This window comes from Chryseobacterium sp. AG363 (assembly GCF_003610675.1).
GTDB lineage: Bacteria > Bacteroidota > Bacteroidia > Flavobacteriales > Weeksellaceae > Chryseobacterium > Chryseobacterium cucumeris.
Window position 1 is genome coordinate 129,903 of record NZ_RAQF01000002.1, and the last position, 24,120, is coordinate 154,022.

Annotated in this window: 26 protein-coding genes and 1 riboswitch; of the genes, 12 read left to right on the top strand and 14 right to left on the bottom strand. The window is 36.4% G+C overall.

The window, feature by feature from the left end:
* Nucleotides 1-2: 2 nt before the first annotated feature.
* The 6 genes from DEU39_RS00605 to DEU39_RS00630 all read left to right on the top strand — a co-directional run bounded on the left by DEU39_RS00605 (nucleotide 3) and on the right by DEU39_RS00630 (nucleotide 4,978).
* Entirely contained in the window at nucleotides 3-785 is a 783-nt protein-coding gene (locus tag DEU39_RS00605; RefSeq protein ID WP_034695972.1) for a porin family protein, read from the top strand.
* A gap of 138 nt (nucleotides 786-923) precedes the next feature.
* Nucleotides 924-1,226 carry a hypothetical protein gene (locus DEU39_RS00610; protein ID WP_034695970.1) on the top strand — a complete coding sequence of 101 codons (303 nt, stop codon included), beginning with the start codon at nucleotides 924-926 and terminating at the stop codon, nucleotides 1,224-1,226.
* Entirely contained in the window at nucleotides 1,226-1,513 is a 288-nt protein-coding gene (locus DEU39_RS00615) for a cell division protein ZapA (RefSeq protein WP_034695967.1), read from the top strand. The genes DEU39_RS00610 and DEU39_RS00615 overlap by 1 nt, the downstream gene beginning before the upstream one ends.
* A gap of 233 nt (nucleotides 1,514-1,746) precedes the next feature.
* Nucleotides 1,747-3,312, top strand: a complete 1,566-nt coding sequence (rny, locus tag DEU39_RS00620; protein ID WP_183037354.1) for a ribonuclease Y — start codon at nucleotides 1,747-1,749, stop codon at nucleotides 3,310-3,312.
* Between the two features lie 73 nt (nucleotides 3,313-3,385).
* Nucleotides 3,386-4,627, top strand: a complete 1,242-nt coding sequence (locus tag DEU39_RS00625) for an MFS transporter (protein ID WP_120230538.1) — start codon at nucleotides 3,386-3,388, stop codon at nucleotides 4,625-4,627.
* Nucleotides 4,628-4,795: 168 nt separating this feature from the next.
* Nucleotides 4,796-4,978, top strand: a complete 183-nt coding sequence (locus DEU39_RS00630; RefSeq protein ID WP_062670895.1) for a hypothetical protein — start codon at nucleotides 4,796-4,798, stop codon at nucleotides 4,976-4,978.
* Nucleotides 4,979-5,057: 79 nt separating this feature from the next.
* On the opposite strand, the gene DEU39_RS00635 is transcribed toward DEU39_RS00630, so the two are convergent.
* The 5 genes from DEU39_RS00635 to DEU39_RS00655 all read right to left on the bottom strand — a co-directional run bounded on the left by DEU39_RS00635 (nucleotide 5,058) and on the right by DEU39_RS00655 (nucleotide 10,242).
* Nucleotides 5,058-5,993 (bottom strand): YeiH family protein, encoded by a 936-nt coding sequence (locus DEU39_RS00635; RefSeq protein ID WP_120230539.1) that lies wholly within the window; start codon nucleotides 5,991-5,993, stop codon nucleotides 5,058-5,060.
* Between the two features lie 196 nt (nucleotides 5,994-6,189).
* On the bottom strand, nucleotides 6,190-7,065 hold the full coding sequence (locus tag DEU39_RS00640) for a LysR family transcriptional regulator (protein ID WP_120230540.1): 876 nt from the start codon (nucleotides 7,063-7,065) through the stop codon (nucleotides 6,190-6,192).
* 241 nt (nucleotides 7,066-7,306) lie between these two features.
* Nucleotides 7,307-8,614: a voltage-gated chloride channel family protein gene (locus DEU39_RS00645; protein WP_120230541.1), complete on the bottom strand. Its 1,308-nt coding sequence runs from the start codon at nucleotides 8,612-8,614 to the stop codon at nucleotides 7,307-7,309.
* Between the two features lie 31 nt (nucleotides 8,615-8,645).
* Nucleotides 8,646-8,713: riboswitch (Fluoride riboswitch) on the bottom strand.
* A 137-nt stretch (nucleotides 8,714-8,850) separates the two neighbouring features.
* Entirely contained in the window at nucleotides 8,851-9,690 is an 840-nt protein-coding gene (locus tag DEU39_RS00650) for a GLPGLI family protein (protein ID WP_120230542.1), read from the bottom strand.
* An 84-nt stretch (nucleotides 9,691-9,774) separates the two neighbouring features.
* Complete coding sequence (locus DEU39_RS00655) at nucleotides 9,775-10,242, bottom strand: acyl-CoA thioesterase (protein WP_002980508.1); 468 nt, start codon at nucleotides 10,240-10,242, stop codon at nucleotides 9,775-9,777.
* A gap of 121 nt (nucleotides 10,243-10,363) precedes the next feature.
* On the opposite strand from DEU39_RS00655, the gene DEU39_RS00660 reads away from it, so the two are divergent.
* On the top strand, nucleotides 10,364-10,717 hold the full coding sequence (locus DEU39_RS00660; protein ID WP_120230543.1) for an arsenate reductase family protein: 354 nt from the start codon (nucleotides 10,364-10,366) through the stop codon (nucleotides 10,715-10,717).
* A gap of 5 nt (nucleotides 10,718-10,722) precedes the next feature.
* A complete protein-coding gene (locus DEU39_RS00665; RefSeq protein WP_120230544.1) occupies nucleotides 10,723-11,172 on the top strand; it encodes a hypothetical protein in 450 nt (149 codons plus the stop codon).
* Between the two features lie 68 nt (nucleotides 11,173-11,240).
* Here the strand turns inward: DEU39_RS00665 and gcvT are convergent, their stop codons facing one another.
* The 3 genes from gcvT to idi are packed head-to-tail and all read right to left on the bottom strand — an operon-like array spanning nucleotide 11,241 to nucleotide 13,309.
* On the bottom strand, nucleotides 11,241-12,317 hold the full coding sequence (gene gcvT / locus DEU39_RS00670) for a glycine cleavage system aminomethyltransferase GcvT (protein WP_120230545.1): 1,077 nt from the start codon (nucleotides 12,315-12,317) through the stop codon (nucleotides 11,241-11,243).
* Between the two features lie 9 nt (nucleotides 12,318-12,326).
* Nucleotides 12,327-12,800, bottom strand: a complete 474-nt coding sequence (locus DEU39_RS00675; protein WP_120230546.1) for a hypothetical protein — start codon at nucleotides 12,798-12,800, stop codon at nucleotides 12,327-12,329.
* The gene (gene idi / locus DEU39_RS00680) at nucleotides 12,800-13,309 is read right to left on the bottom strand and encodes an isopentenyl-diphosphate Delta-isomerase (RefSeq protein ID WP_120230547.1); all 510 of its coding nucleotides are present in this window, start codon (nucleotides 13,307-13,309) and stop codon (nucleotides 12,800-12,802) included. The genes DEU39_RS00675 and idi overlap by 1 nt, the downstream gene beginning before the upstream one ends.
* Before the next feature lie 318 nt (nucleotides 13,310-13,627).
* Between idi and DEU39_RS00685 the strand changes: the two genes are divergently transcribed.
* Both DEU39_RS00685 and DEU39_RS00690 read left to right on the top strand, forming a co-directional pair.
* A complete protein-coding gene (locus DEU39_RS00685; RefSeq protein WP_002980498.1) occupies nucleotides 13,628-14,038 on the top strand; it encodes a phosphoheptose isomerase in 411 nt (136 codons plus the stop codon).
* An 86-nt stretch (nucleotides 14,039-14,124) separates the two neighbouring features.
* Complete coding sequence (locus DEU39_RS00690; protein WP_062670879.1) at nucleotides 14,125-15,084, top strand: D-2-hydroxyacid dehydrogenase; 960 nt, start codon at nucleotides 14,125-14,127, stop codon at nucleotides 15,082-15,084.
* A gap of 74 nt (nucleotides 15,085-15,158) precedes the next feature.
* Here the strand turns inward: DEU39_RS00690 and mscL are convergent, their stop codons facing one another.
* A complete protein-coding gene (gene mscL / locus DEU39_RS00695; RefSeq protein ID WP_034695945.1) occupies nucleotides 15,159-15,536 on the bottom strand; it encodes a large conductance mechanosensitive channel protein MscL in 378 nt (125 codons plus the stop codon).
* A gap of 245 nt (nucleotides 15,537-15,781) precedes the next feature.
* On the opposite strand from mscL, the gene DEU39_RS00700 reads away from it, so the two are divergent.
* Nucleotides 15,782-17,299, top strand: coding sequence for an NAD(P)H-hydrate dehydratase (locus DEU39_RS00700; RefSeq protein ID WP_183037355.1), 1,518 nt, complete (start codon nucleotides 15,782-15,784; stop codon nucleotides 17,297-17,299).
* Nucleotides 17,300-17,370: 71 nt separating this feature from the next.
* Here the strand turns inward: DEU39_RS00700 and lgt are convergent, their stop codons facing one another.
* Together lgt and yidD are read right to left on the bottom strand one after the other, a co-directional pair.
* Nucleotides 17,371-18,219, bottom strand: a complete 849-nt coding sequence (gene lgt, locus DEU39_RS00705) for a prolipoprotein diacylglyceryl transferase (protein ID WP_120232173.1) — start codon at nucleotides 18,217-18,219, stop codon at nucleotides 17,371-17,373.
* 450 nt (nucleotides 18,220-18,669) lie between these two features.
* Entirely contained in the window at nucleotides 18,670-18,921 is a 252-nt protein-coding gene (gene yidD, locus DEU39_RS00710) for a membrane protein insertion efficiency factor YidD (RefSeq protein WP_034695943.1), read from the bottom strand.
* A gap of 98 nt (nucleotides 18,922-19,019) precedes the next feature.
* Between yidD and DEU39_RS00715 the strand changes: the two genes are divergently transcribed.
* A complete protein-coding gene (locus tag DEU39_RS00715) occupies nucleotides 19,020-20,297 on the top strand; it encodes a replication-associated recombination protein A (RefSeq protein ID WP_120230550.1) in 1,278 nt (425 codons plus the stop codon).
* Between the two features lie 45 nt (nucleotides 20,298-20,342).
* Here the strand turns inward: DEU39_RS00715 and DEU39_RS00720 are convergent, their stop codons facing one another.
* From DEU39_RS00720 to DEU39_RS00730, 3 genes are all read right to left on the bottom strand, one after another.
* A complete protein-coding gene (locus DEU39_RS00720; RefSeq protein ID WP_062670870.1) occupies nucleotides 20,343-20,780 on the bottom strand; it encodes a hypothetical protein in 438 nt (145 codons plus the stop codon).
* A gap of 116 nt (nucleotides 20,781-20,896) precedes the next feature.
* A complete protein-coding gene (locus DEU39_RS00725; RefSeq protein ID WP_120230551.1) occupies nucleotides 20,897-23,131 on the bottom strand; it encodes a DUF2339 domain-containing protein in 2,235 nt (744 codons plus the stop codon).
* A gap of 112 nt (nucleotides 23,132-23,243) precedes the next feature.
* Complete coding sequence (locus DEU39_RS00730) at nucleotides 23,244-23,954, bottom strand: hypothetical protein (RefSeq protein WP_120230552.1); 711 nt, start codon at nucleotides 23,952-23,954, stop codon at nucleotides 23,244-23,246.
* Nucleotides 23,955-24,120: the final 166 nt, after the last annotated feature.

The window sequence follows — 24,120 nt, forward strand, 5'->3', positions numbered from 1 at the left end:
CTATGAATAAATTTCTATTAAAAGCACTGGTTTTAACCTCAGTAAATGTTGCCGTTTTTGCAAACGCGCAATTCAGAACCCGAAACAGAATGGACAAGTTGGAAGATTTCGACGAACAGAAATTCAGTTGGGGGTTTTATTTGAACGGGAACAGACTGGATTACCGCATTGTTTTGCATCCGAAATATGGGATGAATGATAATGAAAACCTTGTTACCTCTAAGGAAAGTTATAGTTTCGGTGCCGGGCTTATTGCAAAATGGAGACTGAATGACTATCTTGATGTAAGAGTAGAACCAGGGTTACAGTTTGCACAAAGACAGTTGACTTTTAATACTCAATCCAATGACATTTATGCGGGTGGATCTTTAACCAATCCTCCTTTTATGCCATTCCCTTTACAGGAAAAGGATAAAGTAAGAGAAATTAAATCTACCTTGATTGATATTCCGGTACTTCTGGAACTTCATGGTCAAAGATGGTACAACTCAAGGCCTTACGTTGCTGCAGGGGTGAACTATGTTGTAAACCTTCAGTCTAACTCAAGTTCCACAGATGACAACATGCAGGGAATCTACAGATCTACAACGCACAACTTTGCATGGTCTGCAGAAATGGGAATTCAGTTTTATTTCAACAAGTTTAAGCTGACTCCTGCCGTAAGAGGAACATTCTTCATGAACAACGAGAAAGTGGCGGATAATGCTACTACACCTCCTTACTGGTCATCTGCGATCTCTACACTGCAGACAAGAGCGGTAATGTTCGTTCTGAAATTTGAATAAAAATATTGTGTCAAAAAATACACAGGAGGTGCACTGGCGCCTCCTTTTTTATTGTTATATCAAAATATAGAGTGTTTTATTTTTGTTAGTGTTATTATTTTTTTATTTTTGCTTTTAGTTAGAATATACAAACCTGAAATGCTTCAAGATTTAGAAAACAATTTTTCAGAATTAGAGAGAAAGATTTCGACTCTGCAAAAGAACTATAAAAATCTTACGGAAAATTTAAAAGAATTAAATTTTGAGCATGAAGAGTTGAAGAAGAAATATGATGAGGAAAGAAGAAAGAATCAGGTATTAGCAGAAGAACAAAAAAATATAAAACTTTATTCAGCAATATCAGGAAATCCTGAACACAATAGGTTAATGAAAAACCATATCAACAGATTGGTGAAAGAAATTGATTTCTGTATTGCTCAGCTTCAAAACAGTGGATTATAATGGAGGTAAGGAGAATAACCGTCAACATTGCAGGAAGAGTGTATCCGCTGAACGTACCGGCAGCAGAGGAAGAAACTTTGCGTAAAGTAGGGAAGCAGATCGAGAATATGATTAAAGATTTTGAACAGAATTTCGATGTAAGAGATAAACAGGATGCTTTGGCAATGTGTGCCCTTAAACTGGGAACCAATGCAGAAGTAGTTTCTCTGAACTACGAAAAAAATATTAATTCAACCAACGAAAGATTAACGCAGATTAATCAGTCGTTGAATGAAATCGGGAAATAGATTTTTTTTCCTGAAAAGTACTGCCTACAATAATTCTAACACATTAAAGGTAAACTCAACGCTAAACAATTACCGAACAAATGTCCATCGAATGGCGTGCCGGACTTCCGGATTACAGACAGTGGAAATCAGTTCAAATCGTGTTGATTAGGAGTTTACTCTCAATCTCTGGATTATTGTGGGCTTTTTTTATTGAACAAGGATATGAATACAATTAAAACTCAATATAAATTATGATAGAAGTTATAGTCGGTGTTGTTTGTTTAGTAATCGGAACTGTAGTGGGAATATTTTTTTCCAGAAGTTCTCTGAATACGAAAGCAAAATTCATCATAGATGATGCCAAAAAAAATGCCGAAAACCTTATAGAAAAAGCCAATGTTCAGGCTGAATCCATAAAGAAAGAAAAGAATCTTCAGGCTAAAGAAAAATTCCTGGAATTGAAATCACAGCATGACGCTGACATTCAATCCCGTGAAAAGAAAATGCAGGAAGTTGAAAAGAGAACAAAAGACAAAGAGCATAAGCTGAATGATGAACTTAGCAAGACTGGAAAGCTTGAAAAAGACTTAGACAAGCAGATTGCAGATTATGCTAAGAAGAACGAAATTCTGGACAGAAAACAGCAGGAATTAGATATAGCTACTGCCAAAAAAGTAGAAATACTAGAAAAAATCTCTAATTATACTGCAGAGGAAGCTAAAGCAGAATTGGTGGAAACTATGAGAGCTGAGGCAAAAACAAGAGCGCAGGCACATGTTCAGAGCATCATGGAAGAAGCTCAGCTGAATGCCAAGAATGAAGCAAGAAAAATTGTTATTCAAACGATCCAGAGAATTGGAACCGAGCAGGCAATCGAAAATTCAGTATCCGTTTTCAACATCGAGTCTGATGAAGTAAAAGGTAGAATTATCGGTAGAGAAGGTAGAAATATCCGTGCTTTAGAAGCAGTAACCGGAGTAGAAATTATCGTTGATGATACTCCTGAAGCTATCCTTCTTTCATGTTTCGATCCTGTAAGAAGAGAGATTGCAAGACTATCCCTTCACAGATTGGTAACCGATGGTAGAATTCACCCGGCAAGAATCGAAGAAGTAGTAGAAAAAACTAGAAAACAGATCGAAGAGGAAATCATTGAAGTAGGGAAGAGAACCATCATTGATTTAGGAATCCACGGATTACACCCTGAACTGATCAAAATTGTAGGTAGAATGAAATACCGTTCTTCTTACGGACAAAACTTACTGCAGCACTCAAGAGAAGTAGCCAACATTGCTGCAACCATGGCTGCTGAATTAGGATTAAACGTAAAATTAGCCAAAAGAGCAGGTCTTTTACACGATATCGGTAAAGTTCCTGAGCAGGAATCAGAATTACCACACGCCCTTTTAGGAATGCAGTGGGCTGAGAAATACGGTGAAAACCCTGAAGTTGTAAACGCAATCGGAGCTCACCACGACGAAATTGAAATGAAATCGTTATTATCTCCGATCATTCAGGTTGCCGATGCGATCTCTGGAGCTAGACCGGGAGCAAGAAGACAGGTATTGGAATCTTATATTCAGAGATTAAAAGATCTTGAATCTGCAGCATTAAGCTTCGATGGAGTATCCAGTGCTTATGCAATTCAGGCAGGTAGAGAACTGAGAGTAATGGTAGAGAGTGGAAAAGTAAATGACGAAGTAGCTTCTCAGCTTTCTTACGACATCTCTGAGAAAATCCAAAATGAACTGACTTATCCGGGACAGGTAAAAGTAACAGTAATCAGAGAAACAAGAGCTGTGAATATTGCCAGATAATAATCAGAAAAAGATATTTGATAAAAACCTTTCAAGAAATTGAAAGGTTTTTTATTTTTATCAAAACTTAAAAATGCAAGAACTGTCCCTGTCTTCAAAACTGAAGTACATTTTCTCTATTCCCGTTATTATTTCTGCCTTAGGCTATTTTGTAGATATCTATGACCTTCTTTTATTCGGTATCGTTAGAATTCCAAGTTTAAAAGCATTAGGGCTTAATCCGGATGCAGACGGAACCTTCATACTGAACTGCCAGATGGTAGGACTTCTCATAGGAGGGGTATTCTGGGGAATTTTTGGAGACAAAAAGGGAAGACTTTCTGTACTGTTTGGATCTATTTTGGTTTATTCATTAGCCAATATTGCCTGTGGTTTTCTTCCTTATTTTCCGAAAGAGCATTTAGTGTACCAATATGCCGGGTTAAGATTTATTGCGGGTATTGGACTTGCCGGAGAGCTCGGAGCCGGAATTACGCTGGTTTCTGAAAGTCTGTCGAAGAATTTAAGAGCTATCGGAACCTCAGTAGTTGCAGGTTTTGGATTAATGGGTGCTGTTGTAGCTCAGCTTACCGTAGAGCTGGCCGGAGGATGGAATATTTCTTACATTATCGGTGGGATCATGGGAATTATGTTATTGATACTGAGAATAAGCGTATCGGAATCCGGAATTTATAAGAATCTTGAGCATAAAAACATCTCAAAAGGAAACTTTCTCTCCTTTTTTACCAATAAAGACAGATTGATAAGGTATTTAAAATGCATTGCAGTGGGATTACCTACCTGGTATTGCATAGGGATTCTGGCTGTTTTAGCCAATCAGTTTGCCCCTGAATTGGGCATAAAAGATATCAACCCCGGAAAAGCAATTATGTGGGCTTATGTAGGTATTTCTGTCGGCGACCTGTTGAGCGGGTTTATTTCTCATGCTTTAAAATCACGAAAAATGGCCATCTTTTATATGCTGGTCTTTACTCTGGTTGGGGTGGCAATCATGTTATTTGGTAATACAAATACGGAAACAAAATATTACATGTTTTGTGTATGGCTGGGATTTGGAACAGGATATTGGGCCATGTTTGTGACACTGGCAGCAGAACAGTTTGGAACGAATATAAGAAATACTGCAACCACAACTGTTCCCAATATGGTAAGAGGGTTGGTGCCGGTAATGATATTCGCTTTTGATTCCCTTAAAGGGCATTTCCCTGTTGTAGAAAGTGCTGCCATAGTAGGAGTAGTGGTATTCGGGCTTGCATTTTACTCTTCACTTACCATTTCTGAAACCCACGACAGAGATCTTGAATTTACAGAATAATTTAACTTGTTTAATAAATAAGATGCTGGTAATCCTTGTTTTGAATATAACAATGAAGTTATAATCAATAAATTATTAAATTTTATTCTGATTTTTGTTGCGAGTGTTTAATATTTGTTTAACTTTGAGAAGTAACTAAAACTATATTTTTAATCAAAACTAAACTACATGAACATTATGAAAAATGCTAAAAAACTGAGAAAACAAGATTTAAAAAATATTACTGGAGGAGTAAGCGGTAAGCCGGATTTATCTCTTTGCGGATGTAGCTGCTCTGGTGCTGTAACTGGTCCTGACTATTGCTCAATATATATGGGCTGTCCACAGGTTTATACTTGTGGGGAGATCTAAGAAATTATTTCAATTAGAAATAAACATTTCCACATTTAATATGCAGAACCCTTTTGATTCCAAAAGGGTTCTGCTCTTTTTAATAGATAATGTAAAGAAGACTGCCAACACTTATGATGATCCATAGGATAATTGCCATAACCAAAGGTTTTAATCCGATTGATTTCATCGTTTGAATAGAAAGGGTAGAACCAATCAAAAATAAGGTCAGATTCAGACCGGATTTTGCCAGAACAGTAATTGAAGTGCTGAAGCGCTCAAGATATGGGAAATAAGTATTCAAAAGGATCGCCACAATGAAATACCCGATAAACCACGGAATCTTTATTTTGGAATCTTTACTTTTAAAAATAAACATGGTAATCAGTGAAACAGGGATAATCCATAAAGCGCGAGCCAATTTCACAGTAGTTGCTATTTTCAAGGCTTCATCTCCATATTTGCTGGCAGCACCTACTACAGAACTCGTATCGTGAATTCCCACAGCACACCAAAGTCCAAACTGCTCCTGTGAAAGATTCAGCAGGTGTCCTATTGCAGGATATACAAACAAGGCAACCGAATTTAAGGTAAAAACAATAGCCAGTGCAAGAGAAATTTGTTTTGTATTAGGTTTAATGATGGGGGAAACAGCAGCAATAGCACTCCCGCCACAAATAGCAGTTCCTGCGGAGAGAAGATAAGATAAAGGTCTTTCCAGTTTAAATAATTTTCCCAGAAAATATCCTAAAACCATAACGGTGACAATACTTACAACAGTCAGCATCAAGCCTGTTTTTCCGGCATGAAGCGCTTCATCAAGTTTCAGCCCGAATCCAAGACCTACTATTGAAATCTGCAGCAGTAAATGAATATATTGATGAAGGTGTTTTTCAAAAGGGTTTCCGATAAAAACAGCCAGGGCAAATCCCAAAGCAAGAGCAATTGGAGAAGATATAAAAGGTGTAAGGCATAATACAGCCAAAACAATAAAAAATACTTTCCTTGTTATTTCATTTTGAATGAAATCTTTCATAATGCGAACTTTTAAAATAAGTATCAAAAGTCCAGAAAATAGTATTACAAAGTAAATCGTATTTTGTTATATTGGATAACTAAAAGTTATATCTTTGCTTATTGCTTATTGCTTATTGCTTATTGCTTATTGCTTATTGCTTATTGCTTATTGCTTATTGCTTATTGCTTATTGCTTATTGCTTATTGCTTATTGCTTATTCTGCAAACCTCAAAAAAAGTTTGATCAGTTCAGATTGTTCGCCTTTAGGCAGGATAAAATGAAAATCTCTTTCAATACTGAAATTTTTAATGTCAATGACCGTAAGTACATTGTTTTTCAGTTCATTCAAGATAGTACTGATAGAAAGAAACGCCATACATTCCGAATGAAGAAGATAATTTTTGATACTTTCACTGCTTCCCAATTGCATAACAGTATTCAATTCATGGATATTGATTTCCTTTTCTTTAAGCCTGTTTTGGATGAATTCAAGTGTTCCGGAACCTTGTTCCCTGAAGATAAAATCCAGCTGATAAAGATCTTTTAAGCTTAATGTTTTATGGGCAAGAGGGTGATCTGACTTTGCGGCCAGTACAATCTCATCGGGCTTAAACGTTTTATATTCAAAATAAGAAGACTGTGATTCCCCTTCAATGATACCCAGGTCAATTTTCTCTTCTTTTAAAAGTGTTGAGATGGTTTCCGTATTTCCGGTAAGAAGCTCAATCTTAATATCTTTATAATAAGAATTGAATTTGGCTAAAATCTCTGGTAAAATATACTGTGCAACGGTTGTACTCGCCCCGATAATCAGTTTTCCTTTATGCTGCTGGCTGATCTGGCTGATCTCAAACTCCATATCACGATAGATGTTTCTGATCTTTTCTGCATGTTCAAACAGGATTTTTCCGCTTTGGGTCAGCTGGATAGAAGTTCCTTTACGGTCAAATAGCTTAGCACCTATCTGAGTTTCAATTTCTTTAATGTGTTTAGTGACGGCAGGTTGTGAGATGTGTAGCTCCTCTGAAGCCTTGGTGAAGCTTAATCGGGTAGCCACCGTATGGAAAACTTTTAATCTGTAATCGAACATGGGGTAAAATTACGAATTATAGTTGGAAATGATGAAGGGAGTTTGAGAGCGGGAGAGTTTGAGGGTGATGAGATGCGTGTTGCGAGTTTCGGGGTTTTAAGTTTGAGGGATTTTGGGTTCAAGATCTTTATAAGTGAAGAACTAAGAATCAATAAAAACCAGCATCCAGCAACAAAATAAACAAATAATTGTGACCCCGCATCCCGCATCTCGTAACCTGCACCACGAATCTCGAAACCCCTTATAAAAAATCCGAAACAGACTTGTCCTGCTGACTTTCAAATCTTCTGTTTTTTGCCTCTCCAATCTTTTGTTTTGTATAAATACTATTATGACCGGAAAGAAGATAAGAAACGACACACGCAATAGCTACATATACACCGCATTCTGCTCCGAATAATTCAATTCCCATCAGCATACAGGCCAAAGGAGTATTGGTAGCTCCGGCAAATACGGCTACAAATCCCATTCCTGCCAATAATCCGAACGGTAATGGGATGAAAAGTGATAAAGCACTGCCTAAGGTAGCACCAATGAAGAACAAGGGTGTCACTTCTCCACCTTTAAATCCGGCTGAAAGGGTAACAATGGTAAAAATCATTTTTAAAGCAAAATCATACAGTGGAAGCTGTTTTTCAAAAGATTCTATGATCACAGGAACTCCCAGTCCTATATAACGGGTTGTTCCCATCGCAAAAACGGCAAGTGCTATAATAATTCCTCCCACTACAGGACGAAGCGGAGGGTATTTGATATTTGATTTAAAGACAGAGCCCATCCAGTGGATGATTTTACTGAAAGCGGCCGCGCAGATTCCAAAAGCTATTCCTGCCAGAATGCTGTATAGAATTGGTAAAAATTCAAGTTTCGGAATAAAATCAATATGGTAATGGGTATGTTTTACATTCCATAGATTGGTAGCCCAGTCTGCCAGAATTGCGGAAGCAAATGCCGGAAAGATTGCATTGTAACGAATCCTTCCGATCAGAAAAACTTCAAGACCAAAAACGGCTCCTGCCAGTGGTGTTCCGAAAACGGAGCCAAATCCGGCAGCAATAGCAGCAATAATTAATATTTTTCTTTCATTTCTGTCAAGTTTAAAAGGCCTGGTGAGCTGATCCGCGATGGCACCCGCCATCTGAAGAGCTGTTCCTTCACGGCCCGCAGAACCTCCGAAAAAATGCGTTGCAATTGTTCCCAGATAGACAAAAGGAGCCATTTTAAAAGGAATAATTCCCTTGGGCTCATGGATGGTATCAATCAACAGGTTATTTCCAGCCTCCACATCTTTTCCGAAATAATAATAAAGAAGCCCTATCAGAAATCCTGCAGCAGGAAGTAAAGCAATCAGCCAGAGATGATTTTCTCTGAAGTTTGTTGCCCATTCTAAAGACTGAAGAAATCCTGCAGAAGCTGTTCCTACCAATATACCAATGATGATACTGATACACAGCCATTTTAAAATATAAGGAACTGCCGGAAATTTTCTGAAGAAAAAACGAGTATGAAAAATTGCTTTTTTACCTGGTGTTCTTTGACTTTTTGACATAGTAATCCTGATTAGTTATTTGTTAATAATCTTTTAATCAGGCGTCATCAGCTTTTGTAAAGCGGTTGGGTAAGGAAGAACACCATTTCCTTTTGATGATGCAAATATATGAATTATGGTAAAAAGATAAAAGATAAAAGATATTGTTGTTAAAATTCAATAGGGGTGGGCTTTAGCCCAGCCAAATAAATTTTAAATCCCATTGGCTTTAGCCCAAACTTAAAATAACCATAGCTTTAATATACCGGATAATGCATCGCCTTATTGATTTCAATCGGATTATTATATTTTCTGATAACCTCCTGCATGCTTTTGGTTTGCGTATTCAGTTCATCAACATTATGAATTTCCTTTCCGTTGATATTAATTCTAAGGTCATTATTGGATTTGCTGATATTATTTCTTTCAAAAGCAAAAGGATCATTATAAAACTCCATGAGCAGCTTATGTTTTTGCTTTTCGTTAATAGGAATTGCTTTATTACCAAAGCTGGATTCCAGGAAATCTGAAGTAGGGGAAACTTCCGGAAGTTCTCTGCTTTTCACGAGCGTATAAAGGAAATTTTTCTTAGCATCTGATAGCTCAAAGATTAAACCGGGCAATCCACGCAGTTTAAATGGCCCTTCATTAAATGGAATATCTTTACAGAACCAGGCCGTCCAGCTTCTCCCTCCAAATTTTGTAGTTGCTTTTTGTAAAGTATAGTTTTCTACCTTTTTTATCTCATCAGCAATCGTCCAATTGATCTTATCTGTAGTTTTAAATGTATAATATCCGTTTTTAATATTGATGAAATTTTCATTATCAAAAGAATTGATCTTTCTTTTGACTATCTGTCCGGTCATATCAGTATAGCTGAAGTTCGTTCCGAATTTTTTATTCAGTGAGTCTCTGATGGCGAGATCTTTCCCATAGAATTTTACTTCCTTCGGAGTGATATCGAGGGTCATATTTACTTTTTCATATCCAGCCTCGGTAGAATCCATTTTATACTGAAGTTCATAAATAAACCGGTGTGTCTGAGACTGCACCAAAGCTGTTACAAGCAATGCTGTTAAAGTAAAAAAACTTTTCATATCATGTGATTGGTTGTTTTTTGTTACTGGTTTCCCAAAACCTTAAAACTCAAATCCTGCAATCTCGCATCCCGAAACCCGCTCTTACAAAAAAGGTTTCATTTCATCTTCAATCTGCGTTCTCAGCTCCATCAGGCGTTTGGCATACATTTCAAGCTGTTTTTCTTCCTCTGTTTCCGGTGTCCATTTGGGAACAGGGAGTTTTTTTCCATTTTCATCCACAGCTACAAATACGATAATACAATGTGTTTTCTTCTCAAAGTTGGGCTGTTTTAAATTTCTTGAAAAAACATTGATGGCAATATGCATGCTTGAAGTTCCGGTATAGATCACCTGAGCGTCTACTTTTACTACTTCCCCGATTTTAATAGGATCATAAAAACGAATTCCGCCTACATAAACAGTGACAGAATAATTACCACTCCAGGTTGTCGCGCATGCATAACCGGCCTGGTCAATCCATTTCATAACACTTCCTCCATGTACATTTCCTCCGTAATTAACATCTGAAGGCTCCGAAATAAACTGAAAAGTAATAGGCTTGTTCTGCATCTTTATAAAATTTGAATAAAGTTATTTAATAATTTCCAAAGTTTTAGATTAAATCCTACTTTTGAAAGACGAAACTTTCAGTGAAAGAGAATTTTAACCCATAACAGATTTAGAACCCGTAATGAAGAAAGTATTTTATCTCAACACTTGTGATACATGTAGAAAAATTTTAGCCCAATTTGACCTTACAGGCTGGGAACTTCGCGAAATTAAAAAAGAGCCCATCACAAAAGAGGAATTGGCGGAAATGCATAAGAAAACAGAATCATACGAAGCATTATTCAGTAAAAAATCCACTCAGATTAAATTGAGAGGGCTGGATGTAAAGTCTTTGACAGAGAAAGATTTTAAAGAGTTACTGCTGGATCATTATACTTTCCTTAAAAGACCTGTTTTTGTGACAGATAAGGAGATTTTCGTAGGAAATGATAAGAAGAACGTTGAAGAATTGCAGAAGTTCTTTGGTGTGATATAGCGTATATGGGATTTGGATTAGAGATCTATCTCATTTTTGATGTGAAAGAACCATTTGAAAAGTATTTGGAGCTTAGAGACCGTTACCATTTTGATCATAGAAACGGCTTAAACTTAATAATGACAGGAGATGGAGATGTGGATGCAGGTGATGAAGATCGACTGTTAAGGCAAGTCGAAAGAGTTTTAAATGTTGATCTTACTTTGTTGGATTTCTGGGATTATACTGAAGAATACGAAGGTTTTACAAGTATAGAACCTTTACATGTGAAACTGATTGAACTGGAACATGCATTAGCAGAAAATCCTGAATTTTATAAAAGAATCAGCTGGGGGCACGATATAGAAGAAGAATATCTGAAAGACAACTTTATAAAAGATGTCCGCTTTTTCATTGAAAGGCTCAATTTGAATCTTGAAAATGGAGCTTCCCTGGTAAAATATATTTCACACTAAAATTTTATAAAATCAGCCCCGCAATTTTTGCGGGGCTGATTTATTATTTCTTATATCTTTTGAACAGATTATACAAAAGGAGCTTTTACCACTTTTGCAGGAATGTTCTTGTTTCTTACCTGAATGAAGATTTCAGAACCTAATTTGAAGTGAGGTTTGTCTACATAAGCAAGTCCTAGACCTACTTTTTTCATTGGAGACTGTGTTCCGGAAGTTACTTTCCCGATTACATTTCCTTCAGCATCCACTACAGGATAATCATGTCTTGGAACTCCTTTGTCTGTCAGTTCGAAACCTACTAGTTTTCTTGTAACTCCTTCTTCTTTTTGTTTTGCGAAAACATCTTTAGAAACGAAGTCTTTGTCAAACTTAGTGATCCATCCTAAACCGGCTTCAATCGGAGACGTTGTATCATCTATATCATTTCCGTACAGGCAGAATCCTTTTTCTAATCTTAAAGTATCTCTGGCAGCCAATCCGCAAGGAATAATTCCTTCTTCTTTACCAGCTTCCATTACGGCATCCCAAAGTTTTTCAGCACTTCCGTTATTGAAATAAATCTCAAAACCACCGCTTCCTGTGTATCCTGTGTTTGAAATAATTACATCGTTTTCGCCCGCAACAGTTCCTACAGTAAAATGATAGTAAGGAATTTCTGAAAGATTTACGTCCGTAAGCTTTTGAAGAATTTCAGTAGCTTTAGGCCCCTGAACTGCCAATAATGACATCTCATCAGAAGCATTGGTCATTTTAGCCCCGAAAGTATTGTATTTTGAAATATGATTCCAGTCTTTGTCGATGTTGGATGCGTTGACTACTACAAAATATTTGTCATCTTCCATCTTGTAAACAATAAGGTCATCTACAATTCCGCCGTTTTCGTTCGGAAGGCAAGAATATTGAGCTTTTCCGTTTTCAAGTGCATCTACATTGTTGGTAGTTACATACTGCAAAAGGTCTTTTGAACCCGGCCCTTCGATGAAAAACTGTCCCATGTGGGAAACATCAAATAATCCTGCTTTTTCTCTTACGGCAAAGTGCTCTTCTGTAACCCCTGAATATTGAACAGGCATTTCAAAACCTGCGAAAGGTACGATCTTAGCTCCCAAAGAAACATGTTTGTCGTACAAGGCTGTTTTCTTCATATTTAATTTTTATTTCTTTATTTTAAAACTGTTAAAAGTCTCATTGAATAGGGTCATATAGTTTCCGTTCCAGAACTTCTGGCCACAGTTGATGGAAACCAAATATAAGTTTTTATCTTTTTGAAAAGCTTTGGTTACCCAGAACAGCTTCTCTTTTTCATCGAAATGCTCATAGAAGTACTCCGTATACCCTTTCTGGCTCTTTTTTTCTTTTACTTTTTTCTCTTCGTCATTTGATTGATAAAGGGCAAGGATAAATTTTTTCACTTCTTCTTTCGGAAGGGGAAGATCATGATATTCCGAGATGGTAATAGCACCTATCTGGCTGGTAGGGAAAATATTGATGATCTCACTGTCGTTTGTGGATTTCCAGCCTTCAGGAACATTGATAGAGTAATTCGGAGTGTCAAATACACCTGCCTTTTGGGCAAAAAACAGGCTTCCTGTCAAAAAAGCAGAAAAAAGCAATATTTTTTTCATCATTAAAAATGGTGTTTGTATTCTTCGAGGATGATTTTGAACCATTCTGTAAAGTTTTCAGGATGTTCGGAAATTTCCTTATCAAGATCTTCCATAGAAATGAATCTTACTTCTTCCACTTCATCTTTATTTAAATTGAAATCAGTTTCATGATTTCCCACAAACACATGATCCAGCTCGTGCTCCCAAAGACCACCGCCTACATCTGCTTTGTAAATAAAATGGAATTTTTCGGAAAGATCAGCTTCAATTCCCAATTCTTCCTTCAGTCTGCGTACTGCTCCTTTCAGATAAGTTTCTCCTTCTCGGGGGTGTGAGCATACCGCATTGGTCCATTGATTGGGAGAATGGTATTTTCCTGACGCTCTTTTCTGCAATAGCATTTCTCCTTTATTATTGAAAAGAAATACAGAAAAAGCACGGTGTAACAAGCCATTGATGTGAGCCTGCTGTTTCTCCATCAGCCCTAAAACCTCATCTTCAGGATTTACTAAAACGACAAATTCTTCCATTCCTACAAATGTAAGAGTAATAAATGTATTTTGGAAATTTTTAGATAAACATCATGCTTTTTGTAATAAGACTAATAAAATGATGAAAGTTTACAGATAATACATCCATTCACAGACTGATTTTCTTTAAAACCTCCACTTTCTTATTTAAAAAAAGAAATGCAAAACGAAAATTATTAACTATTTCAGGGTAAATAATGAATAAAATATTGATATTATTCTTTAAATAATAGTTTTTGTAGTAAAATATTAACATAAACTAAGATTAATATGCCTGATAGTTGTAAAAACGCTAACTTTGTTTTTTAATATTTAGTAATGGAATTAGAATACATTGAACACATTAGTCCTATTCTAAAGGATGGAATAAAAAATTACTTAATAGATATCGACGGAACCATTACCGATGACGTTCCCAATGAAGAGCCGGAAAGAATGGTTACCTGCGAACCCTACCCTGATGCTCTGGAAACGATCAACAGATGGTATGACGAAGGACATCAGATCTGCTTTTTTACTTCAAGAACCGAAAATCTGAAACAAATTACGATCGACTGGCTGGATAAGCATGGCTTCAAATACCACAGCGTGCTTTGCGGAAAACCAAGAGGAGGAAATTATCACTGGATAGACAACCACCTGGTAAGAGCTACAAGATACAAAGGAAGATTTACGGATTTGGTAGAAAAACAAGTGACCATTGAGGTATTCAAAGAAGACGGCGAATAAAAATATAATTCAAAGATTTAAAGATTAAATGTGAACCAGTACCTTTAATTTTTAAATCTTTCATTTTTTAATATACTTGATATTTTATGAAAGTTTTAGCAAACGACGGCCTGGATCAATCTGGAATAGATGCATTGACAGAAAAAGGCTTTGAGGTGATTACTACAAAAGTTCCCCAGGAATTTTTAGTAGATTATATTAATGAGCACAAAATCCGCACATTATTGGTGAGAAGTGCCACACAGGTAAGAAAAGATATTATTGATGGATGTCCGTCCATCGACATTATTGGAAGAGGGGGGGTTGGTATGGATAATATTGATGTAGATTATGCAAGAGAAAAAGGGATTCATGTGATCAACACTCCTTCAGCATCATCGGAATCTGTGGCTGAGCTTGTTTTCGCCCATTTGTTTTCCGGGGCTAGATTTCTTCAGGATTCTAACAGAAAAATGCCAGTTGTAGGAGATACTGAATTTGCAGGTCTTAAAAAAGCATATGCTGCAGGTATAGAACTGAGAGGAAAAACCATCGGTATTGTGGGAATGGGAAGAATCGGCCAGGAAGTGGCAAGAATTGCTTTAGGACTTGGGATGAGAGTGATTGCAGCTGATAATAACGTCGGAAGAGCAAGTATCAAAGTGAAATTTTACAACAACCAGTTCATCAATGTTGATATCGAAACAGAGCCGTTACAGGATGTTTTAAAACATTCAGACTTTATTACTCTGCACGTTCCTGCACAGAAGGACGGTTATATGATCGGAAAGAATGAGTTTGAAATAATGAAAGACGGAGTGGCTGTTGTCAACTGCTCAAGAGGAGGAGTTATTGATGAAGCAGCTTTAATTCAAGCTTTGGACTCAGGTAAAGTAAGATTTGCCGGATTAGATGTTTTCATTAATGAGCCAACACCTTCTAAAGAAATCCTTACTCATTCTAAAATCTCCCTTACCCCTCATACGGGAGCTTCTACGCTTGAAGCACAGGATAGAATCGGTCTTTCCCTGGCAGAGCAGATTTCAAGCATCTTACAGATTCAGTAATTTGGAAATGATATTATAAATAAAGCACCTTGGTTAGACCGAGGTGCTTTTTATATTAAAATGTAGTTTACAAATTAGATATTTTTGCTTTTCAACAAATCTCTGATCTCAGTAAGTAATTTTTGATCTTCTGTAGGTCCGGCAGGAGCTGGAGCCTCTTTTTTGTTCACTTTATTAGCCAGTTTGATGATCCAGAAAAGAACCATCGCAATACAAAGGAAACTGATTACTGCTGAAAGGAAGTTTCCATAAGCAACACCATTCCATGTAAGTTTTGCAATATTTTCTGCACCGGCTGCTTTCAATGCCGGGTTTAAGATCAGAGGCGTGATAACATCTTCTACCAAAGACGAAACAATTTTACCAAATGCTGCCCCAATGATCACACCGACAGCCAGATCGAGAACATTGCCCTTAAAGGCAAACTCTTTAAATTCTTTAACAAATCCCATAATTTATATTTTTTTAATTAGTATATACACAAAAATATAATTTAAAAATGTAAAAAACACTACTTTTTATGGTTTTTTATTCCCAAAATATTGAATTTTATGAGAAATTTATAGAATTTGATTTAATGAATATTTCAGCTTTTTTAAGATATATTATCTCATTAGTGAGGTCTCTTTATTTTTGTTATTGACGTGGCATCATAATGAAAAATCTTTTGTAATTTGCTTAAAAGTTTGATTTGCCTATGAAAGTTTTTACAGCAGAACAGATACGCAGCTGGGATCAGTTCACGATTTCTCAAGAGCCGGTTTCCTCCATTCAACTGATGGAAAGAGCTTCAATGGCTGTTGCACATTGGATTTCGGAACATTGTAAAAATCATAAGAAACTGGCTGTATTTTGTGGTAACGGAAATAACGGAGGTGACGGCCTGGCTGTCGCAAGAATACTTTATCTGAAAGGTTTTGATGTAGATGTATTTGTAAGCGATTCCAAAAAGAAATTTTCAGAAGATGCTTCTGTTAACCTGAAAAGACTTCGTGATTTATCCGGAATTTCAGTCAGGAAATTTGATCCTAAAGAACAATATAATTTTGATGATAAAACAATCATTATCGATGCTCTTTTCGGAACAGGATTATCCAGGCCGCTGGAAGGAGAATATAAAATGCTTGTTGAGCAATTGAATACTAAAAAGAATATTAAGATATCCATTGATGTTCCTTCCGGATTGTCTGCTGATGAAATGTTTGACCATGATCCTGTTATTCTGAAAGCTGATTATACCCTTACTTTCCAATGCTGGAAAAAGACCTTCCTTCATCCTGAAACCGGAAAATATTCTGGAAAAATAATAGTACTGGATATTGATTTAAATAAAATATATGCAGACACAACCGATTCTGATTACTCTGTAATTGATGATCAGCTAGTGGGCTCGATATTCATTCCGAGACAGGAATTTTCCCATAAAGGCAGTTATGGTAAGGCAGCCATCATAGGAGGAAGCTATGGAAAAATAGGAGCGGCAGTGCTGGCAACACGATCTGCTTTGAAAACCGGAGCAGGGCTGACCTTTACACTCGCTCCGGAATGCGGATACAATATTTTGCAGACCTCATGCCCTGAAGCCATGTTTATACAAGGAGGGGAGCAGTTTATCACAAATTTTGAGATGGACAAAGATGTTACCTGTGGTGCAGGCCCTGGATTAGGAACCCATTCCGGTACAGAGAAAGGCTTTTTGAGTTTTTTGAAAAACTATTCTCAGCCTTTGGTTCTCGATGCAGATGCATTGAATATTATTTCAATTGATCCAAAAAATTTGAAACTCATTCCCAAAAAATCAATCATAACTCCTCACCCGAAAGAGTTTGAAAGACTTTTCGGAAGTACAGATAATTCTTTTGAAAGACTTGAACTGGCAAGGAAAAAGGCAAAAGATCTTGGTCTTTATATTGTTCTTAAAGACCACCATACCCAGGTTGTTACTCCGGAAGGAAAAGTATTTTATAATATAACCGGAAACGCAGGATTGGCGAAAGGAGGAAGCGGAGATATTCTTACCGGAGTTCTCACTTCTCTTCTGGCTCAGAAATATTCTGAAGAGAGAACCTGTATTCTGGGGGTATGGCTGCATGGCAGAGCTGCCGATATTGCTTCAGAAAAACATTCAAAAGAATCGATGCTGCCTACTGATGTCATTGATGCATTGGGGTCTGTTTTTGAAGAACTGAACAGGAAAGCGGAGAGAAATCTGTAAGTAAACAGCTAATAAAAAAGGCAAATCTGTATTTCTACAAATTTGCCTTTTTATTTTTTAGTTTAAATGGTTTATTCCGGTTTCTCGTTTTCTGCTTCAGTAATCTTAAATTTCTTGGAAACGATCATGATGACAACCCCTGCAATCATAAAAGGAATCGAAAGAACCTGACCTGTATTCAGACCACCGATCTGGATGAATTCATCTCCCTGTGGCTCCTTAAGGAACTCAACAAAGAATCTGATCGCCCAAAGAATGATGAAAAACAGACCGAATAACCATCCCTGCTGGTATTTTTTATCTGTTTTTCTGTACAATATCCATAATAGAATGAACAACAGGACATATCCTACGGCTTCAAATAACTGGCTCGGATAACGGGGTACAGTAAGACCATACTCACTGCTTTGTTGTGGGAAAAGCAAAGCAAACGGAGAATTTGGGTCAGCTGGTTTTCCAACGATTTCAGAGTTGAAAAAGTTCCCCATTCTTACAAATGCTCCTCCTAAAGCAACCACAATACCCAATCTGTCATATACCCAGAATGGATTTTTTTTAATGATTTTAAATGAATAATAAAGCGTAGTGAAAATCAAGGCAATGGTAGCACCATGGCTTGCCAGCCCTGAAAATCCAGTAAATTTAAAACCGTTTTTTGTGCTTATAGGCAGGAATACACTCCAGAAATCTTCTTTAAATAATTCCGGCTGATAAAAGATAACATGTCCTAATCTTGCTCCCAGAATTGTCCCGATCAATGTCCATGTGAACAGAGGTTCAAGGTATTTTTGGTTCACATTATCAATCTTAAAGATTCTCGTCATTAAAACATACCCGAATCCAAAGGCAAAAACAAACATCAAACTATAAAAGTGAAGCGTAAATGATCCGATGTGAATACCTTTTGAAGGATCCCAGATTTTAAATGAAGTCTTAAGTTCTACTTTATCAGAATCAGTGATAGGTTTTACAGATTTTACTGCATACTTGAAAGTGGTGATGTTTTCTTTGGTGACACCAGTATCAATCAGTTTAAAGTTTTTATCGAAAAACTGGTACTTTGAATCCTTGTACTTTGCTAAAGTGGAAGCACCATAATTGTAATAAGAAGGTTCAAAATTAGATTCATTAAGGATGACAACAAAAGACTGGTTCTTGTCTGATTCTCTGTCCGGAAAAGCCGTAAGGTCTCCCATCTCCGTAGTAGAGTAGATTTTTACAGGAACATTGTTTCCATTGATATCTAAAGTTCCGTCAGATAAACCTCCAGGGTATTCCTGTGCAAAAAGAAGCTGCGTGGTGAACGCAAACAGCACAAGATAAATTCTGAAAAAGAGTGTATTCATTTTTCTATTGATTTAATAGTTTGATTATTGACATTTATGTTTGGGTGGAACGGGATCGTAACCGCTTCCTCCCCAGGGGTGGCATCTTAAAATTCTTTTAAATCCCAGCCAGAAACCTTTAAAAACCCCATGCACCTGTAGTGACTCAATCATATAGTGAGAACAGGTAGGTTCGTAACGGCAGTTTTTGGGAAGTAAGGGCGAGATGAACCATTGGTAAAATTTGATCAAAATTACCAGCGGAAATGTAATGATTTTATTGAATGTAAGTTTCAAAACAATGCAAAAATAGGGTAAAAAAATGAAAATTAGTTTAAATTTGTTATAAGTTTCGGAGATCAAAATCCGGACATTGATCTTAAAAAAGAAGTACTTTGAATCAAAATATTCCATTAGCTGAAAAATTAAGACCTAAAACCCTGAAAGATGTATTAGGACAGGAGCACCTTACCGGCGATAAAGGAACAATCAGAAAAATGATTGAAAATAATACCTTGAATTCGTTGATTTTATGGGGACCTCCGGGAACAGGAAAAACAACGCTGGCTGAAATTATCTCAGAACAGTCGGGGAGAAAATTTTATAAGCTTTCTGCTGTTTCTTCCGGTGTGAAAGATGTACGTGATGTGATTGAAGATGCAAAAAAGCAGAATCTGTTCTCTGGAAAATCACCTATCTTGTTTATTGATGAGATTCACAGGTTTAATAAATCGCAGCAGGATTCATTATTGCATGCGGTAGAAAAAGGCTGGATTGTATTGATTGGTGCGACTACCGAAAATCCGAGTTTTGAAGTAGTATCGGCATTACTTTCAAGAAGTCAGGTTTATATCTTAAAAGCATTAAGTTATGAAAAGCTGGAGGAGTTAATAGACATAGCTTCGGAAAGATACAATAAAGATGAAGGAACAGATTTTAAAATCCTTGAGAAAGAAGCTTTCATTCAGTATTCCGGTGGTGATGCCAGAAAACTGATCAATTCCGTAGAGCTGGTTTTGAATCAATATAAAAATTCGGGTACAACGGAAATCCTGAATTCTGATGTTCTTGAAGTTCTCCAGGAAACAATGGCTTTATATGATAAAAACGGAGAGCAGCATTATGATATCATCTCAGCTTTTATCAAGTCGATGCGTGGAGGTGATCCTAATGGAGCAGTATATTGGCTGGCGAGAATGATTGCCGGGGGAGAAGATATCAAGTTTATCGCAAGGAGAATGCTTATTCTTGCTGCTGAAGATGTAGGGTTGGCGAATCCTAACGCTTTGGTGGTCGCCAATAATTGTTTCCAGGCAATCAATGTTATCGGAAACCCTGAGGCAAGGATTATACTAAGTGAAACAGCCGTATATCTTGCGGTTTCACCCAAAAGTAATTCTGCCTATATGGCTATCAATGATGCGTTGGCTCTGGTAAAGCAGACGGGCAACCTGCCCGTACCTCTTCATTTGAGGAATGCACCTACTAAATTGATGAAAGACCTTGATTACGGAAAAGAATACAAATATGCCCATTCTTATGAAGGAAATTTTGTGGAACAGGATTTTCTTCCGGAAGAAATCAGGAATGTGAAACTATATGAGCCGGGAAATAATTCTACGGAAAAGAAGATTTACGAAGAGCTCAAGAAAAAGTGGAACAATAAATACTAATAAAAAAGGATGTTGTAAAAACGACATCCTTTTTTATGTTATTAATTATTCGGTAGTGTAAATAAATAATGTTTTCTTACCGTTGTAATCTTTAGTTTCTGTTCTTTTCTTGATTTCAGGATATATCAAAGTATTGGTGTCTGCAAATTCATATCCTTCAATAAATACAGGATTATCTGCTGGGATATTATATTGAACATTCATATTGGATAATGCCATTCTGTCAAGTACATTTTCTCCGTTTTTAAACTTATATTCAGTTACGCCTTTTGTAAAAACAGAACTGTATTTTTTTAAGCTTTGGGGAAGACTAGCTGGAGTATTGTATACCTTTGAAACCTGCAATACGTTCTTTTTGGTATTGAACAATTCTACTGTCCCAATGGCATTATCGGCCACTGCAAACTTTACTGCAGGATTTTTTTGCTGTGCCAATAAAGTAGCAGAAGATAGTAGTAAAAAAGAATAGAATAGTTTTTTCATAATCAGAATATGTAACTGTTAAAAACGTGATAAATATAGTTATTTTTTATAAAATCTGAATAAAATCTCGAATTGTTTTACATTCTATTTAGAAATAAAAACTTTTTTCCTGATTGTCAGTCGGTGTTTTCTTCTGTTTTGTCTTTTTTATCCACCATATTTCTGATCATATTTTTCAGGCGTTGAAAAGCAAATGAGCTTAATAATAAAATGATTCCGAGAGCAATAAAGGCACTTATTCTTGAAATATTATCCATTTGCCATACATCATACCCATAAAGTTTTAATACCATCAGACCTATCAATACAAAGCCAATCTTGTTGTATTCCTGGATACTCTTTTTCAAGCCCTTATAAATAAATATACTGGCAAGAATTGTCCATGTTATAGGAAGATAAAGAATATTGAAATGTTCACTCGCTTTATAAGAATGGGGAAGATTATTGGAAACCATTAAAATATAAGAATGGTGCAGCTCGCAGCTTACAGAAATGATTAGTGCCAGAGCCTGTATCCAGTAAGAAATCTTTTGCTTGTGAAACGCTGAAGTAGGAATAATTCTGTATCCTATATATATAAAAGGAATCCATTGCAGAAGATGAAGAAAATAAAAACTTAAATTGAGCTTTTTTGTTAAGACAGCGGTCACAACTGAAAGAGTTGAAACCGATGTATTTATTACGAACAGGAAGAAAAACAGATAAATTAGTAGGTTTTGAACATCATTTCTGATGCTGAGCAGTTTTCTGAAAAGCAATAAAATGAAAATATAATAAATACTGAATAAAAGTCCTGTGCTGGTAATGGCTGACCAGGGCATTTCCGAAATATGATAAGTGATTTCAAGAAGAAAAGTAATATAGATAACCCCATAACTGATCGCGGTAATAAGATCTTCAAAAATGTTATTGCTTTTTTCCTGTGTCTCTTTCACGGTGTTTCTTAGTAAATACAGATTAATCATGATGGAAACAATAGTAAAGGAACTGGTGATGAATGGAGGATTGAATATGATATTGAAATCTTTTGTTCCAAAATATTCAGTCCAGGTTATAAGTTGGGCGATCATCACCAATGGAAACAGGATATAAAAGAAGGTTTTGAAAATCTTATGACCTGTTTTTTTCCAGATAAAAAGAAGCAGGGTGGTTTCTATGGCCCAGATACTGGTGATGAGATGCGTTTTAAACTGAATAGCAACCGCAATGGTTATAAGGCTGGTAACAAGCCCTGCAAATACAGAATAAGCTACTCCAAAGCTTTTGCGGGTGTATTCTCTGAAAAGTAAAATAGCGTTTACAGCAGCAAAAATAAGTGGGAAAACAATCGGAGGGTCATATTTTAATGTATCAAAAATGTAAAGAAGCCCCAGGATACTTGAAAAATTAGCGAGAGCAAGTATTAAAATATCAGAGGTTGAAAGTATATTTCTTCTGAAGTAATCATGCAGGGCAAAAATGTAGAAAATCAGATAACTGATCAAATAAAAAGTAATGCTTAAAAGTTCAGGACTTTCATTAGTCCAAAAGAAGAGATATCCTGTTGTAAAAATATAAGCTGTCCATCCCACGCTTTTCCAGTGCTGCAGAAAAGAGGCTGCCAGCATTCCTGTATTTAAAAGGGTAATATAAATAAAAAGGAAAAGGTAGTTACTTTGTCCTGTGCTGATCATCAAGGGAGCTGCAAAACCTCCAATCAGTGAAAAGATAATCAATACTTCATTTTTATAGTAATAGGACAGGATGATAGAGGCTGCGGTAATCAGTGCTGTTATAATAAAAGCTGTATTTTGGGTAAACAGATGATATTCACGAAAGGCAATGGTGGCCGTGAAATATAAAACGGCAACTCCACCTCCTGTAATAATGGAAGAAAAAGCCTGGTAATTTTTTCTGAGAAAATGTCCGGTTATAATGATTCCTGCTCCGATACAAAAACCGATTCCCGCTCTTGCTGCTTCTCCAATCCAGTTTTTATCAATAGCGTATTTTACAAAATAACCAATTCCGAGAACAAGGGTAAAAATACCGATAATGGTAAGTGCGTTTTGTTTTAAAAAATCAGAAACAGGAGCAAGCCAGTCTTTTTGAACTGGTGTTGAAATGTTTTCATTTACTTCACTGGGTTGTATATTTTGATAATGAACCAGCGGAGATTGCTCTTGCTGAGGGAAGGATGTCTCTTCTGTTGAGTTTTTCTTATGAATTACTTCAGTCTGAGCCGGAGGAGTATTATCGATTTTATAATTAAGATCTGAAATCTCCTTTTCCAACTTTCTGATTTTGGTATTCAGATTATTGAAAATGATGAAGATAATGATAAAGATGATAGCCGCAACAAATTCATTCATTTCATTAGTTTTTATCAAATATAAAGAAATGTTTAATATGCTATTAAAAAATTAACCCATCGCGGTATAAGCGATGGGTTAAATGGTATAGATAACTAACAATATGTTTTTACTAGTTTGATACTTTGTAAACGTAGAATGATGCAATACTGGATCCTAATAATCCTGCTGTGACAACACCGGAATCTACAAGTCCGAAAGATATTTTGTCACCCGCCTGGAATGAATACAAAGAATTAATGCTGGAATCGGAAAGTGTTAAGTTAACTGCTAATGCAAGGTTAACACCACTGAAGGGACGTGTATCTATCAAGGTGGTTACTGACGATCTGGTTCTTGCAATGGCAATACCAGGTGTTCCTGATAGTAATGAAGCCTGTAATCCTGTTCCGTATCTGAACGCGAATCCTACCGCATATACTCCAGTGGACGGAATATTATAAGAACCGTCAGCATTTGTAAACAAAGCTGCGCTTCCTATAGTTCTATCCGCTTGTACAAAACTGACAGGTTGGAAATCAGATGGTAAAACTCCTAAATTCAGAAGCGTGATACCTGTTGTTTTTTTTGCAGAATATACAGATGTATTGGTTCCTGCAGCTGCGCTTAATAATGACGGGTCTACCGAAAACACTTGTGTGGTTCCCTGGTTAACTGCTAAAATTTGATATCCGGGTAGTGCTGTAGCGGCGGGAGTGTCACGAACTTTCAGTGTCCCGTTAACGTCTAAGGTTGCGGATGGGGTTGCTGTATTGATACCTACTTGCGAGAATAATGGTAACGTCGCACATGCTAACATTAAGCTGTAAAGTTTAGTTTTCATGATCAAGATTTTAATTAGTTGCTAAGCAAATATACAATAAAAATTATACTCTACATTGTGATATTTTCATTTTTAACATTAATATGATGTGATATCTTTAAACATATGTTTATATTTTGATTGATATTTACATATAATTTAATTACGACTTATTATATTTAATTTT

Excerpts from the sequence above, each read along its gene's own strand:
- DEU39_RS00605 (WP_034695972.1), top strand. The coding sequence starts at position 3 with ATGAATAAATTTCTATTAAAAGCACTGGTTTTAACCTCAGTAAATGTT.
- DEU39_RS00610 (WP_034695970.1), top strand. The coding sequence starts at position 924 with ATGCTTCAAGATTTAGAAAACAATTTTTCAGAATTAGAGAGAAAGATT.
- DEU39_RS00615 (WP_034695967.1), top strand. The coding sequence starts at position 1,226 with ATGGAGGTAAGGAGAATAACCGTCAACATTGCAGGAAGAGTGTATCCG.
- rny (WP_183037354.1), top strand. The coding sequence starts at position 1,747 with ATGATAGAAGTTATAGTCGGTGTTGTTTGTTTAGTAATCGGAACTGTA.
- DEU39_RS00625 (WP_120230538.1), top strand. The coding sequence starts at position 3,386 with ATGCAAGAACTGTCCCTGTCTTCAAAACTGAAGTACATTTTCTCTATT.
- DEU39_RS00630 (WP_062670895.1), top strand. The coding sequence starts at position 4,796 with ATGAACATTATGAAAAATGCTAAAAAACTGAGAAAACAAGATTTAAAA.
- DEU39_RS00635 (WP_120230539.1), bottom strand. The coding sequence starts at position 5,993 with ATGAAAGATTTCATTCAAAATGAAATAACAAGGAAAGTATTTTTTATT.
- DEU39_RS00640 (WP_120230540.1), bottom strand. The coding sequence starts at position 7,065 with ATGTTCGATTACAGATTAAAAGTTTTCCATACGGTGGCTACCCGATTA.
- DEU39_RS00645 (WP_120230541.1), bottom strand. The coding sequence starts at position 8,614 with ATGTCAAAAAGTCAAAGAACACCAGGTAAAAAAGCAATTTTTCATACT.
- DEU39_RS00650 (WP_120230542.1), bottom strand. The coding sequence starts at position 9,690 with ATGAAAAGTTTTTTTACTTTAACAGCATTGCTTGTAACAGCTTTGGTG.
- DEU39_RS00655 (WP_002980508.1), bottom strand. The coding sequence starts at position 10,242 with ATGCAGAACAAGCCTATTACTTTTCAGTTTATTTCGGAGCCTTCAGAT.
- DEU39_RS00660 (WP_120230543.1), top strand. The coding sequence starts at position 10,364 with ATGAAGAAAGTATTTTATCTCAACACTTGTGATACATGTAGAAAAATT.
- DEU39_RS00665 (WP_120230544.1), top strand. The coding sequence starts at position 10,723 with ATGGGATTTGGATTAGAGATCTATCTCATTTTTGATGTGAAAGAACCA.
- gcvT (WP_120230545.1), bottom strand. The coding sequence starts at position 12,317 with ATGAAGAAAACAGCCTTGTACGACAAACATGTTTCTTTGGGAGCTAAG.
- DEU39_RS00675 (WP_120230546.1), bottom strand. The coding sequence starts at position 12,800 with ATGATGAAAAAAATATTGCTTTTTTCTGCTTTTTTGACAGGAAGCCTG.
- idi (WP_120230547.1), bottom strand. The coding sequence starts at position 13,309 with ATGGAAGAATTTGTCGTTTTAGTAAATCCTGAAGATGAGGTTTTAGGG.
- DEU39_RS00685 (WP_002980498.1), top strand. The coding sequence starts at position 13,628 with ATGGAATTAGAATACATTGAACACATTAGTCCTATTCTAAAGGATGGA.
- DEU39_RS00690 (WP_062670879.1), top strand. The coding sequence starts at position 14,125 with ATGAAAGTTTTAGCAAACGACGGCCTGGATCAATCTGGAATAGATGCA.
- mscL (WP_034695945.1), bottom strand. The coding sequence starts at position 15,536 with ATGGGATTTGTTAAAGAATTTAAAGAGTTTGCCTTTAAGGGCAATGTT.
- DEU39_RS00700 (WP_183037355.1), top strand. The coding sequence starts at position 15,782 with ATGAAAGTTTTTACAGCAGAACAGATACGCAGCTGGGATCAGTTCACG.
- DEU39_RS00720 (WP_062670870.1), bottom strand. The coding sequence starts at position 20,780 with ATGAAAAAACTATTCTATTCTTTTTTACTACTATCTTCTGCTACTTTA.
- DEU39_RS00725 (WP_120230551.1), bottom strand. The coding sequence starts at position 23,131 with ATGAATGAATTTGTTGCGGCTATCATCTTTATCATTATCTTCATCATT.
- DEU39_RS00730 (WP_120230552.1), bottom strand. The coding sequence starts at position 23,954 with ATGAAAACTAAACTTTACAGCTTAATGTTAGCATGTGCGACGTTACCA.